This window comes from Pirellulales bacterium (genome assembly GCA_019636335.1).
Classification (GTDB): Bacteria; Planctomycetota; Planctomycetia; order Pirellulales; family JAEUIK01; genus JAHBXR01.
Genome location: JAHBXR010000028.1, coordinates 56,975 through 70,782, shown reverse-complemented (window position 1 = coordinate 70,782; position 13,808 = coordinate 56,975). Strand labels below are relative to the sequence as shown.

6 protein-coding genes are annotated in these 13,808 nt (G+C 63.6%); 4 read left to right on the top strand and 2 right to left on the bottom strand.

What is annotated here, in order from left to right:
- Positions 1-192 precede the first annotated feature (192 nt).
- Together KF708_21620 and KF708_21615 are read left to right on the top strand one after the other, a co-directional pair.
- Positions 193-1,350: a hypothetical protein gene (locus KF708_21620; protein MBX3415299.1), complete on the top strand. Its 1,158-nt coding sequence runs from the start codon at positions 193-195 to the stop codon at positions 1,348-1,350.
- 220 nt (positions 1,351-1,570) lie between these two features.
- The gene (locus tag KF708_21615) at positions 1,571-2,443 is read left to right on the top strand and encodes a rhomboid family intramembrane serine protease (protein ID MBX3415298.1); all 873 of its coding nucleotides are present in this window, start codon (positions 1,571-1,573) and stop codon (positions 2,441-2,443) included.
- A gap of 89 nt (positions 2,444-2,532) precedes the next feature.
- Here the strand turns inward: KF708_21615 and KF708_21610 are convergent, their stop codons facing one another.
- A complete protein-coding gene (locus tag KF708_21610; GenBank protein MBX3415297.1) occupies positions 2,533-6,057 on the bottom strand; it encodes a hypothetical protein in 3,525 nt (1,174 codons plus the stop codon).
- A 349-nt stretch (positions 6,058-6,406) separates the two neighbouring features.
- Positions 6,407-10,201 carry a HEAT repeat domain-containing protein gene (locus KF708_21605; GenBank protein ID MBX3415296.1) on the bottom strand — a complete coding sequence of 1,265 codons (3,795 nt, stop codon included), beginning with the start codon at positions 10,199-10,201 and terminating at the stop codon, positions 6,407-6,409.
- A 563-nt stretch (positions 10,202-10,764) separates the two neighbouring features.
- On the opposite strand from KF708_21605, the gene KF708_21600 reads away from it, so the two are divergent.
- Positions 10,765-12,750, top strand: a complete 1,986-nt coding sequence (locus tag KF708_21600; protein MBX3415295.1) for a peptide ABC transporter substrate-binding protein — start codon at positions 10,765-10,767, stop codon at positions 12,748-12,750.
- Between the two features lie 70 nt (positions 12,751-12,820).
- Positions 12,821-13,801, top strand: coding sequence for an ABC transporter permease (locus KF708_21595; GenBank protein MBX3415294.1), 981 nt, complete (start codon positions 12,821-12,823; stop codon positions 13,799-13,801).
- Positions 13,802-13,808: the final 7 nt, after the last annotated feature.

Genomic DNA, 13,808 nt, shown 5'->3' with positions numbered 1-13,808 from the left:
CTGCCACCCCTCTCCAAGCAGATTTTCTTGACACTACCCAAACCCCCATTTATGATCGATGCTTGCCACCAAGCTGCGCAAGTTCCTTTGTAGCTTGGAGTATCGCACACAAGAGACCTGCGACCGGGCCGGTTTCCCGGGGTGCTGTAGGCACGCCCGTCTCTGCCGATCGGAATTGCGGATCGAGGCAATATGAGTATTTGGAGCAAGGTGCTGATCGGCCTCATCGCCGTCGTCTCGCTCGCCTTCTTCTATCTGGCGATGCGGGCGCTGAAGACGCACCAGGCGTGGCACGGCGAGGTCGCAAAGTACGAGAAGGCGATCGCCGACGCCGCGGTGTCGCGTGAAGCCGCGGAGAAAGAGCTGCGCAACCTGCGGCCGGTGCTCCATAGCGCCTTGGTCGATCGCGGCCGTATCTGGCGCGATGCCATCCCTGGCCCCGTGAATCCGCAGACGGGAGACGTGACGATCACCTTCACGGTTCCACCCGCCACGCCGATCGACGATAAGGCCGTGCTGTTCGTGTTCGATCAACCGGAACCCGCCACGCCGGCCGCCGCGGCGAACCCACTCGAAGAAGCGCTCCAGCAAGACGAAATCGCTGCTCCTGTCGAACCTGCCGAAGGGCAGGAAGAGACGGGTGAAGCCGGCACGGCTCCCGCTGCACCCGCCGCCGCGCCCACGCCGCCACCTCCGCCCCCGGCAGGTCAGGTCGGTGCCTATTTGGGGCAGTTCAAGGTCGTGGGCATTGGCGAGACGGGCATCGCCCTCGCCCCGGCGAATAAGCTTTCTCCCACGGCCCTGCAGCGTCTCATCGAACATCGTGGCCCTTGGATGCTGGCCGACGTGCTCCGCTCGGACCGGCACGACATCTTCGATCCCGAAAATCCCGACCACATGGCCATGCTGCCCGAAGCCACGCGGCGCGAATACGAGAAGGATGGCAAGGATGCCGACCCGAACGATCCGCCCGAGCAGGTCGTCGAGGGCAAATTCGTGCGGAAGTTGCGCGACTACGACGTGATCTTCCGCGAGGATGCACGGCTGCGCACGATCGAGATCGACCAGCTCGAAGCCGCCAAGAAGGACCTCGCCTACGTCACGGCGGCGCACAAGGCGGCACTGGCGCAAGAGCAATCGCGGCGCGATCAAATCGCCGCGCTCGAGACGGAGCTGGCCAAATACACGCGCGAACGTGACGCCGTCGTCCAGCACGAAGAGCAGGTCGCCGCCAGGCTGGCCGAGGTGCAGGCGGGCATCGATCGGCTTTTCGCCGAGAATAAGCGCCTGGCCGCGGAGTTGGCCGAGTTGCAATCGGCCCGGCCCGCCGCTGCCGCCGTTCGTCCGTAATCGCCCCATTTCAACGCCGGCTTCGGCTCTCTCTCCATCTCCTGCTCGGCCGCGCGGCGGCGAACTTCTTTCGCCAACAGGGCAAGCGCCCTTGCTGCCGCCACCCCTACCCGGCCAAGATACGCACTGTGCGGCGTGCCCAGAATCCTCGGGCCATCCCCGCGAACCTCGCTGATACCCGCCCCTCGATCAACCTGAACGAACGACCGCAAAGTCACGCATGGGAATCTACGACCGCGAATACTACCGCGACGATCAGAACGCCTTCGGTTTTGGGCCCGGTACCGAACGCTCGATGGTGGTCATCCTGATCCTGGTGAACGTGGCGCTGTATGTGCTGAACATGCTCACGCCCGACAACTGGTTGACCGAGAATATGCAGGTAAGCGTCGGGACGATGTGGCACCCGTTGGATTGGTGGAAATTTCTCAGCGCCGCGTTTGCGCACGATCCAAAAGATATCAGGCACATCTTATTCAACATGCTCGGCCTGTTCATCTTCGGCCGCGGCGTGGAACAAGTTTATGGCCGCTACGAATTCTTGCGATTCTACCTAGTAACCGCCGTGTTTGCGTCGGTCGTATGGTGCGTAGTTGATTGGTTTACGTACGGCAATCCGAGACACGCGATGCTCGGCGCATCGGGAGCGATTTCAGGCGTGACCATCCTCTTCGCCTGGAACTTCCGCAACGTGACCGTGTTACTCTTCTTCGTGCTTCCCATGCCCGCCTGGGTGGCCGCTGTGTTGTTTGTGCTCTACGACCTGTTCTCCGCCTTTAGCGGGACCAGCCTCTACGGCAAGGATAACGTGGCATATACCGCCCACTTGGCGGGAGCGGCATTCGCGTGTGCCTATTACCAAGGAGGCTGGAACTTCGGTCGGCTGACCGGGGCCTTTTCCTCGGCCCGCGCGCTGCGCCGCAAGCCGCGACTCAAGGTCCACGACCCGCGCGAACAGGAAGAGCGCCCGCTGCAGGAACGTGTCGACGCGATCCTCGAGAAGATCTCGCGCGAGGGTGAAGCCAGCCTGACCCGCGAAGAACGCAACACGCTCGAAGAGGCCAGCCGCCGCTATCAACGTCGCCGCCAATAGCCGCGTTTCCACGCGACGTCCTCGCCGCGCTCTGCTCCGTCCGACGTGGATCACTCCTCCGTCCGACGAGCAACTGGCGCGCAGCCGACCTACGGCATCACGAAGCCGCTAAGATCCAACGTCTCTTCTTCCGGCTCTTCGTCGTGCAGCACATCCTGGAGCAGGCTGTAGAGGTACCAGTCGAGTTCCGTGCCGCCGGTGAGGTCGTCGACCACCTCGTCGTCGAACAGCGTGACCCCCGGCGTAAGGAACGTACTGCCGTTGGCCCCCCCCGGCGTGCCGGTCAGATGCTCGATCCGCTCGGCGTAGCTGTGCGCCGAAAGCCATTCGGCATGGATCGCCATCAGCGCTGCCGCATTCAGATCGAAGCTCGTACGATCGGCGATCAGCAGATCCTCGCCCCCGTTACCGGCGAGCGTGTCGAGCCCCACGCCGCCGATGAGCAGATCGCGTCCGTCCCCCCCCACGAGACTATCCTTGCCCGAGCCGCCGCTGAGGATATCGTCCCCTGCGCCGCCGAGCAGGGTGTCGTTCCCTTCGCTGCCGTCGCCGCCGGTGATCAAATCGTGCCCATCGCCGCCGTCGATCCGATCGTTGCCGTGATGTCCGAAGAGTTGATCGTCCCCCTCGTCTCCAAAGATGCTGTCGCCGCGCCCTTCGGCGCCGTCGCTGGCATCGCCGAGAATCGTATCGTCTCCCGGCCCGCCGCGGAGCGTGTCCTCGCCCCCTTCGGCGCCATCTCCTTCGATGCGATCGTTGCCCGGTCCGCCGAGAATCGAGTCGTTCCCCTCGGCACCGTCGCCGGCGGCGCCGGGAAACTCGCCCCGCAACAGGTCATCGGCCGCGCCGCCGATGAGCGTATCGCTGTGCCGGCCTCCTTCGAGCGTGACGGGCAACGTCGCCAGCGCGCCGGCATCGAGCAGATCGCGCCCGCCGTGGCCCCGTCCGATCACGCGTCCCGTCACGCCGCTGAATGTCTGGACCACGTTGATGGTCGTGCCCCCCACGACCTGCGTCCGCACTTCGATCTGGCCGGGCGCGAGCTCGTGGAACGAGACCCGATCGTCGCCGTCCGAGCCGTCCCATTCCACGTCCGCCCCCACCTGCCGCACGCGCCAAATGTGTACCGGATAGGTGAACCATTCTCCCCGGCCGCCATCCTTGTCCGTCGCGCGGACCCGCACCCGATGCGTGCCGGGCGTGTCGAACGAGCGCGTCACCTGCGTGCCGCTCGCCCCGGCGAGCGTTTGATCGGGCGTCCCGTCGCCGTTCCAGTCGATCTCGAAGGTGAAATCAAAAGCCTGATCGACGGTCGTCGGATCGAGTGCCCAGAGCGAATAGGTATGGACGAGCCCGGGCGTGCTGACCGAGGTGCCGGTCATGCCGGCCATGGGGGGCGCGTTCTCCAGCACGAGTTCCACCGGCTCGCTCGTGGTCACCCCGCCATCGTCGTCGCTCACGCGCAGCCGCACGGCGAACGTGGCCGGACCATCGACGATGCCCAGCGCCACCAACTGCGTCCAGGTGACGACCGGCGCCGGCCCCACGGCATCGTCGAAGACGAGATCGCCATTCAAGTCCCACGAATAGCTGAGCGGATCGGCCGCGCCGCCGGCATCAATCGCGCTGCCCGCCAGCGTAAGCCAGGCCCCTTCCACAATCGTATAAGGCCCGCCAACATCAACCACCGGAGCCGTGTTCGCGATGGTCAACGAGGTCGTCGCGGTCGTTTCGCCGCCATCTCCATCGCTGACGCGCAGCGAAATCGTAAACGTGCCGTTGTCCACGATGCCCAGCGCCTGCAGCTCGGCCCAAGAGAGCGTCGGATTCGGTCCCAGCGCGTCGTCGAACACGCCATCGTCGTTGAGATCCCAGGTGTACGTCAGCGGATCGGCCGCCACGTCGCTGGCGAATCCCCCCAGCAGGAGCGCAGCCCCTTCATCAATCGCGTACGGTCCGCCGGCATCGACCGTGGGGGGCACGTTCTCGACCGTCAACAAAGTGGAGGAAGAGGTCGTGGCCGTGCCCACGGAGTTCGTGACGCGCAGGCGCACGTTGTTGAACGTGGCGGGCCCGTCCTGAATGCCCAGCGCCGCCAGTTGCGACCAACTCACCGTGGGCGCGGCGCCAGTGGCATCGCCAAACACGCCATCGCCATTCAGATCCCAGGAGTAGGTCAGCGGCCCCAGCGTGCCGGAGGGATCCGTGCCGCTGCCGGCCAGCACCAGCGCGCTCCCCTCCTGCAACAGATAGGGGCCACCGGCCGAAGCCGTGGGGGGCACCGCAATCGGATCGATCGAGTCCGGATCGATCAGCCACTGCAGGTACTGTTCGAGATCCGTGTAGCCGATATCGTTGTGTACGGCGTTGTTGTTGGCCACCAGGGGATTCGTGCCGTACCACGTTTCCCAGTAGTCGGGCATGCCATCCTTGTCGGTATCGGTGGGGGCGGTGCCGCCGTTGATCGTCGGCCAGGGGGGACGACTCGTCTTGATCGAGCCTTGCGTGCCCCAGCTCTGTACTTCGCTGACGAGCCGCGCGTCGACACCGTCGCGATTCCACGGCTGCGCCCCCACGTTCGCCAGGACGTACGTCAGCGCGTCTTGCGCCGACATCAGGTTCGAGATCTGCGCCCACTCCGGCACGGCGAACGGCTGGTTGAACAGGTTGTACGAACCGGTGAGATTCGACGTGTTGGCCAGCGTGCCATCGAGGACGCCGTCGCGATCCGAATCGATGTAGTTGCCCGACATGTAGAGATCGTCGCCCCCGCTGCCGGCGTGCAGCAGCATGCGATGCTGATTGCCGAAGATCTGAAAACTGTTCGGACCGGCGATATGGTAGTTGTTCACCAGGTTCCAACTGGCGTATTCGTTCGAGGTGGCGGTGGGCTGCGCGCCCCAGTCGCCTCCGGTCCCCCAGTTGTAGAGCACGTTGTTCACCATCTCGAGCAAGAAGGGCTGCCCGTTCTGCGAGGCGGCCCGCGGCATGCGCCCCAGCAGGTTGGTGTACAGATTGCCGTAGAGCGTGATGCGGCCACCACCGGCATATTCGGAGTTGATCAGGCTGCCATACTGGTGCCCCGAGCGCAGTCCCTCGGCGATCAGCGAATTCTGCAACGTGATGTTGGTCACGTTGCGCGTGATGGAGAAGTTTTCGTCGGTCCCCCACGAGGCCGAGATGTGATCGAAGATCGCGTTCTGCGTATCGGTGACGAAGAAAGCGTCGCGCTCTTGTGACGTGTCCCCCCAGCGCACGGTGAGATGCCGGACGATCACGTTCGAGACGTTGTTTGTCTCGAAGTAGCCGTTCCGCAGCACGATGCCCCCTGGCGCCGTTTGCCCGGCGATCGTCAGATCGCCGTAGCCGGCATTGCGGGCACGGATGCGGGCGCCGTTGAGGTTGATCTCGCCGCCGACGGCAAAGACGATCGTCCGCGGACCAGAGCGTGGTCCCTCGACCCCCTCGCGGAACGATCCCGGGCCCGAAGCGTTCAGATTCGTGACGATGTAGACTTCGCCGCCGCGTCCGCCGGTCGCTTCAGAGCCGAAGCCCTCGGCCCCGTAAAAGGCCTTCAAGCCGCTCAGCATGCGCCGATCTTCGAGCGCTTCCATCCGGGCGAGGCTCGTCCGCGACTCGATCGGTCGTGTCCCGCCGACGCGCGACTTTCGTATGGAGTTGCCCTTCCGGCGCTTCGCTCGCCCACGCATGTCGACTGCTCCCGATGTTCCGTGTAACCGGCCGGGGGAACGTTTGAAGCATGGGTGCTCCCCCCGACAGCAGGAGCAAATGTAATCGGCCGGGGGGCGGACGACCAAGCAGAAAACCACTCAGAGGGCGATCCTGCGGCCACTCGCCTCGACGCCAGAGACCCAGGCCTGCGCAGCGCAGCCGCGAATTCACTCTTTCCGCAAAGGGCGCGCGAGCGACGATCTCTCATCGGGGCATCACGGCGGCGGCAACCTACCGTCCCGCCGAGCGTTGCACCGGAGGCTGCTTCAAATAGGCGAACAGATCGGCGATTTCCTCGAGGGCCAACTCGTTGAAGAGTCCCTCGGGCATGGCCGACTTCGCGTGGGGCACGATCTCGTCGATATCGGCCTTGGGGATGACGCGCTTCTCCCCCGTCGATTGCAGCACGACCACCGCATCGGTGCCGGCATCCCCCACGATGCCCGTGTAGGTGAGCCCGTCGCTGGTGACGACCGACTTGCTGGCGTACTGATCCGAGATCACCTGCGAGGGGAAGATTACCGATTCGAGGATCTCTTTCTGCTGGAAGCGCTGGCTCACGGTCGTGAGATCGGGACCGATGCCTTCGCCCTGAGAGCCGTAGCGGTGGCACTTGATGCACTGCGCCTTGGCAAAGATCTGTCCGCCGCGCTGCGCATTGCCGGCGCCCCCTTCGGCCGACTGGAGGAAGTCGCGCAGCTCGTCGAACGTCCACTTGCTGCCATGTGCCACCTGGGGCAGTTCGGCCGGCGGCTCGTTCGGATAACTCGAGGCAAACCACTTCTGCCATTCGGCCAGGGCGACATCCCACGATTGCTCGTCGGTGGTCAGATCCTGCCCGGTCCATTTCTTGAGCAGCCCGACGGCATGATTGCTGCCGTTGTTCTTCAAGCGCAGACCCGCCAGAATCACCTGACGCACCGGCTCGGGCTGTTCTGGCTTCTGATCGACCGTGCCGAGCTTCATGATGACTTCCTGCGCGGCGCCGCCGTCGAGGATCGGTAGCGCCCGCAGCAACAGCGGCCAGTTCTCTCCGCCTGGCTGCTGGGCGAGTCCCATGGCGGCATCCTGCCGGCGATCGGGCACCGTTTCGAACAGCTCGCGCAGGTAGGACATGGCCGCCGGATGGGGGCTGATGGCCAACACCGCCACGACGCCCGTCTGTACCATCTTCGCCGAATCGGAATCGACGCTCGCCAACTCGCGATCGAGCGCAATCAATTGATCGATCACTTCGGGGGAGTTTTCGGCCGGCAACTTGGCGATCACCGCCAGCGCCGCCGTGGGCATCTCGGCCCCATGCGCCAGGATCTCCTCCTTCTCGTCCTCGGTCATCAGCGCCACGAAGTCTCGGCCGAAGTTGTCCATGTAGCCCTTGTAGCTGTGCCCCCCCGGTTGCGAGCGAGCAAACTCGTAGAACCGCAACAGGTCGAGCTTCTGCCGCGTCGTCCAACCTTCGTTCATGAACCGCAGATGCGTGCCGAGATGAATCTTCTCGGCCAGGGGATTATCGGCCCGCGCCAATTCGTCGCTCATGCGCTGCAACGCATCGGTCGCTTGCAGATAGACGAGCAAGCGCACCAGTTCACGATTCATCCGCGGCTCGAGCGAGGGATACTCCTCGGCCAACTGGCGGCGGAACTCGGGCACGTCGTCCCCCGTCAGTCCACCGCGATTCAGCGCCACTTGCGCCACGCGCAACAGGCCGATGAAGTCCGCATCATTCACGAAGCCACGCATCAGGCGACCGACACCGGAGATGATCTGCTCGGCCGTCTCACGATCTGGTTCGAGCACCAGCAGGGCGGTGACCCCCTCGACGAACTGGCGCGGCTTGTCCGTGCCGAGCACCGCGTCTTTCCATTGATCTTGCGGCACCTGCTCGAGTGCCCGACGCGCCGACCACGCGACGAAGCGATTCGGGTCGTTCAACAGGGCGATCAGCTTCTCGACCGGCGCCTGATGCCCCACGGCGACCAGCGACTCGCACGTCCGACGGCGCACCGTCGGATCGGCATCGCCCAACAACTCGACCAGTCGCGCGTTCGTGGCATCGTCGTAGTGAATGCCCATCAGCGTGGCCGCCTTGGCACGCACGTCGGCGTTCGTATCGGTCGAGAGCCTCACGAGCAGGTCGCTCGTGGGGAAGGGACCTACGAGCTGCATCAGGTCGAGCGCACGGACGCGATCGAGCGCCGGCAACTTCGGATCGGCGGCCAGCAGCGGAAGCTGCCGGTCCCAGTCGGTGCCGACTTCGCGCTTGAGCACCGCCACGCGATCCCGTCCCCAGGCGCTCTGCAACTGCGGCTGACGAATCGCCTGCATCACCCCCTTCGATTCCGGAGGTGGGGGAATCTTGCCTGTGTACACCACGCGATAGATGCCCCCCTCGGTGCCGCGCCCGCCGGTGGAAAAGTAAAGCCCACCGTCGGGTCCCACGGCCACATCGGTCACGTTCAGCGGACGACCCGTGAGAAAGACTTCCGTGCGGGCCTGATACGTCCCTCCCGCCGGCTGCATCTTGACGGCCAGAATGCGCCCCATCGACCAGTCGGCCATGAAGAACGCGTCCTGATAGCGGGTCGGGAAGTTGCGATGGTTGTAGAACTCCACCCCCGTGGGCGAACCGCGCCCGATGTCGATCGTCGACGGTAGACTATCGACAAAGTAGTCGGGCCACTTCGACCAGCCACTCCGCCAGCCGAATTCGGCCCCCGGAATACAGTGATTCACGCGCGTCGGGCGATACCACGGGAGCCCTTCGTCCCACTCCATGTCGGAGTCGAACGTGAAGAGATCGCCCCGGGCATTGAACGCCATGTCGTACGCATTGCGGAAGCCCCCCGTGTAGAGCTCGACGAATGAGCCCGCAATATCGGTGCGAATGACCACGCCCCCCGGCGCCTTGATTCCCACGGCGTGGCCGCCGGCATCTTCATACTTCGGCTGGAGCAGATCACCCTCGTAATAATGGTGATGCTGGCTCCTGGGGTCGTATTCGACTCCGTCCGGCGCCGTGTGGTTGCCGAGCATCACATAGATCAGCCCGTCCGGGCCCAGGACCGGCGCGTGCGGACCGTGCTCCCCCATGTCTCCTTTGAAGCTGAGGAGCTTGGTCGCCTTGTCTCCCGTGCCATCACGGTTCTCATCCTCGATGCGATACATGCCGACGCCTTCGGGGCCGCTCCCCACGGCGAAGACCATGCCATTGAGCGGCAGGATGCCCTGGCAATTCTTGACCAGGTCGCAATAGGTCGACACGGCCTCGGGCACACCGTCGCCATCGGCATCGCGCACGATCAACAGCGGGCCGCGCTCCTGCGAGGCGATGATCTCGCCCCGTTCGTTGAAGGCCATCGCCACGATGCCGCCAGTGGCCTGCGGCGACGCGACGCGCTCGACGGCAAAATTGGGAGGCGTCTTGAAGCGTCCCGAGTTTCCACCGGGGTGCGAGACCTGATTGCCCCAGGGCTCCGTGCGGCCGAATTCACCCAGCGAGACCGCTTTTTCCCAGTCGCCATCCTTGAAGCCGCGCTGTTCCCAACCGGCGATTTCTTCGGTCGAGACGCGCCATTGATCGTTTGTCGAATAAGAGACGTCCGCCCCCCCGCGGCGCTTCACGGTCACGAGCGCCACCAGACCGGCATCCCCCCCCGTACTGTTCTCGGCCCGCACAGCGACGACGTTACGCCCCTTGGAGAGATACTTGTGAATGTCATAGATCTTCATCGTGTGCCAGTCCGCGTCGCTGGCGACTTCGCGACCGTTGACATACAGCGTGAAGGCGTCGTCACAGGTGATCTCGACCTGTCCGCGCTCGGGGTCGTTCTCGTTGAACACGCGGCGGAAGTAGACCGTTCCCGGCGGAATCTCTCCCGGCTGCTGATCGGGCGCCCAAATCCACTGTGCATCTCCCGACTCTTGCCAGGCGAACGCGGCAGGCGCGTGCCCGAGCGAAATCGCGACGAGGACCAGCACCACCCACAACACGGTGCGCTGATGTGCGACCGGGTACGACAAAGACATAGCAATCTCCCGAACCGAAACGGGCTCGATCTCGCCGAGCGCGGATTTCAGATGGATTTACGGCAATCTCGGACGTCGCCCCCAGGTCTTCTTCCGGGCGGCAACGGGCAAATTTCAAGGCGAAAAATCCCCGCATAGAGTAACGACACAGTCCCTACCGGGCAACACGAGGTAGCGACAGCGCTTGGAGTTACGTCGAGCGGCCAGCCCTCTGTGGCCATGCCTGGCGGGGGAGCATCGTGCGGCGACGGCGGGCCTTTTCCCGCGCGGACTCCGCACGGCTTGGCCGTAACTTGACCGTTCACAACCCATTCTGTAGCATGCCTTTGCTTCGACAGAGGCCCGGTGCGAGCTCTGCCCTCGCCTCGCCGGACGAGGGAAGTTCCCCCCCGTTTGCATACGCAGCCCAGGCTCGCACGGTGCGAGAGCACATGGCAGCTTTGTTTGGTAAGGAAGCCCACTCGCCCTGGCACGGAAAGCCACCCTCACCGGCGAAACATCTCTTATTTGTCGCGGCACGCCCACTGGGTCCTCGCGGCACGATCGTTGACCGAGAAGAAAGGATGCCCGGACCGATGACCCTCTCTTCCCCTGTTGGCAAGCTCTCGGCCCAGCGATTGGCCTGGTTGGTGGCGATGGGTCTCTTGGTTCTACAAGCCGGTTGCGGCGGCAAGCCCAGCGACGCGCCCAACACGACCGAGGCCACCGAGCTGCGCGACGACGCACAGCAGACCCCCGCCACCCCCGAGCAGCCGACGACGCTCGAGCCGTTCGATGCCCCCACGCTCGCCGAGCTCAACGACAAGGTGAGCTGGATCGATCACACGCCGGTCGATTCGCTCGAGCAGTACAAGACGTACCTGGCCCAGCAACCAAAGCTCGCCACGGTCGAGGAAGCCCTCAAGCTACGCAACACCTCGGAAGAGGCCAACGACAAGATCTTAAGCGCCCTGGGACGCCCCCCAGAAAGCGACGCCGACGTGAACTACAACGCCACGATCAATCGCTGGCTGCGTGGCGACGTGAAGAGCACGAACCCGATCATGATCAGCTCGACGGCGGAGTTCGACGTCATCGGCATGACCGGCGCCGGGCTGTTCGGCTTTGACTGGAACATGACCCCCTTCGCCGTATCGTCGACGGTCGAATCGTGGCAGACGAGCGACGATTACATGTACGACAAGGTCGTCATCCGCAGCGACCTCACCTGGTCGGACGGCACGCCGGTCACGGCCCACGACGTCGTCTTCAGCTTCCAGACGATCATGGACCCCCGCGTGCCGATCCCCGCGGTGCGCTCCGGCACGGACAAGATTCGCTGGGTCGAGGCCTACGACGACTACACGCTGGTCTATTTTCACAAAGAACCGCTGGCCACGAACATCTGGAACGTCAACTTTCCCATCGTGCCGAAGCACATCTACGAAAAGACCCTCGACGCCGATCCCAGCCTGCAAAACTCCGACGAGCACGTACGGCTCGAAAACTCCCCCATCGTGAACGGCCCCTACCAGATCAAAAGCCGTGTGCGGGGACAAGAAATCGTCCTCGAACGCCGCGACGAATGGTACATGCACGAGGGCAAGCAGGTCCGCCACAAGCCCTACTTCAAGACCATCCGTTTTCGCATTATCGAAGACAACAACACGGCCCTCCTGGCGATCAAGAATGGCGATATCGACGATCTCGAATTGACCCCCGAGCAGTGGAAGACCCAAACCGAGAACGACGACTTCTACCGTCGCAACACGAAGGCCACGGGACTCGAGTGGCTCTATTTCTACTTCGGCTGGAACAATTCCTCACCCCTGTTCAAGGATGTGCGCGTGCGGACGGCCATGTCGTATGCGTTCGATCACACCGAACTGCTCGACAACCTGCTCTACGGTTTGAACGAGCCGTCGAATGGCATCTTCCATCACACCGCCTGGATGGCCCCCCAGAACCCGGCGCCCCCCTTCACCCAGGACCTCGACAAGGCCGAGCAACTCCTCGACGAGGCGGGCTGGGAGGACCACGACGGCGATGGCGTCCGCGATAAGGAGATCGGCGGCAAGATGGTCCGCTTCGAGTTCAATCTGCTCGTCGCCAACGTGCCCGAGCGCATCAAGATCTGCAATCTGCTCAAGGAGAACCTCGACCAGATCGGCGTCATCTGCAATGTCACGCCGCTCGAAACGACCGTGCTGCAAGAGCGCTTACTGCTGCACAAATTCGAGGCGAACTTCGGCGGCTGGGGCACCGGAGCCGATCCCGACACGGCCGAGAATGTCTGGGCGACGGGCGAGGCGCGCAACTTCGTCAACTACTCGAATCCCGAGGTCGACAAGCTCTTCGAGCAGGGTCGCCGCGAGTTTGACCGGGAAAAGCGCGCCGCCATCTACGCCAAGATCCACGAGCTGATCTACAAAGATCAACCGTACACGTTCCTCTTTTTTCAGAGTTCGTTTTACGGTTTCAACAAAAATCTGCGCGGCTACATGTTCAGCCCGCGCGGACCCTACAACTACGGCCCCGGGTTCGACGCCATCTGGTCCACTGCCCAATAACCAGGTCCGCTGCGTAGTACCTGTAGCCCATCCGCAGTCTGAACGCACACCCTTCACGCAGCCCACCGTCATGCTCAGCTACGTGATCCGCCGTCTGCTCATCGGTGCGCTGACACTCTTGTTGATCACTTTTGCCATCTATGGCCTGATCCGTTTCATGCCGGGCGATCCCACCGTCTTCGCCCTCGAGCAAATGGACCCCGGCCGCGCGCTCAACAAACAAGAAATCGAGCGCATGCGCGAGCAGTTCGGACTCAACGATCAAGTTCATGTCGCCTACTTCAAGTGGTTGAGCAATGTCGCGCGGCTCGATCTGGGGCGATCCATCTCGCGCAAGCAACCCGTGTCGCGCCTGATTCGAGAGCGCATCGCGCCGACTCTGACGATTTCGCTCACGTCGCTCGTGCTCGCGTACCTGCTGTCGATCCCCCTGGGCCTCTACGCCACGGTGCGCAACGGCAAGACCGACGAACGCGCGTTCAGTCTCTTCTTGTACATGCTCTACTCGTTTCCGGCCTTCGTCGCCGCGCTGTTTCTCCAAATCATCTTCGCCGTGAAGCTCGGCTGGCTGCCGTTGTTCGGCATGGTCTCTGACGACTATGCACACATGTCGACTCTCGACAAGTCCTGGGATCTCTTCCGGCACGCACTGCTGCCCGTCATCTGCTACACCTACGGCGGATTGGCGATGGAAAGCCGCTTCATCCGCTCGAACATGATGGAGGTGATGAAGCAGGACTACATCCGCACCGCCCGGGCCAAAGGGGTCTCTCCCTTGCGCATCGTCGTGCATCACGCCTTCCGCAATACGCTCATCCCCTTCGTCACGCTGCTCGGGCTGACGTTGCCATCCCTCTTGAGCGGCTCGGTGATCCTGGAGCAGATCTTTTCCTGGCCCGGCATGGGCCGCCTCTTCTTCGAGTCGATCCGCGAGCGCGATTACCCGACGATCATGGGCCTGACGCTCATCTTTTCGTTGCTCACCCTCGTCGCGCAACTGCTGGCCGACATGCTCTACGCCATCGTCGATCCGCGCGTCCGCTACTCGTAAACCGTCT

What these genes read in the sequence shown, in the direction of transcription:
- KF708_21620 (MBX3415299.1), top strand. Translation starts at nt 193, where the DNA reads ATGAGTATTTGGAGCAAGGTGCTGATCGGCCTCATCGCCGTCGTCTCG.
- KF708_21615 (MBX3415298.1), top strand. Translation starts at nt 1,571, where the DNA reads ATGGGAATCTACGACCGCGAATACTACCGCGACGATCAGAACGCCTTC.
- KF708_21610 (MBX3415297.1), bottom strand. Translation starts at nt 6,057, where the DNA reads ATGGAAGCGCTCGAAGATCGGCGCATGCTGAGCGGCTTGAAGGCCTTT.
- KF708_21605 (MBX3415296.1), bottom strand. Translation starts at nt 10,201, where the DNA reads ATGTCTTTGTCGTACCCGGTCGCACATCAGCGCACCGTGTTGTGGGTG.
- KF708_21600 (MBX3415295.1), top strand. Translation starts at nt 10,765, where the DNA reads ATGCCCGGACCGATGACCCTCTCTTCCCCTGTTGGCAAGCTCTCGGCC.
- KF708_21595 (MBX3415294.1), top strand. Translation starts at nt 12,821, where the DNA reads ATGCTCAGCTACGTGATCCGCCGTCTGCTCATCGGTGCGCTGACACTC.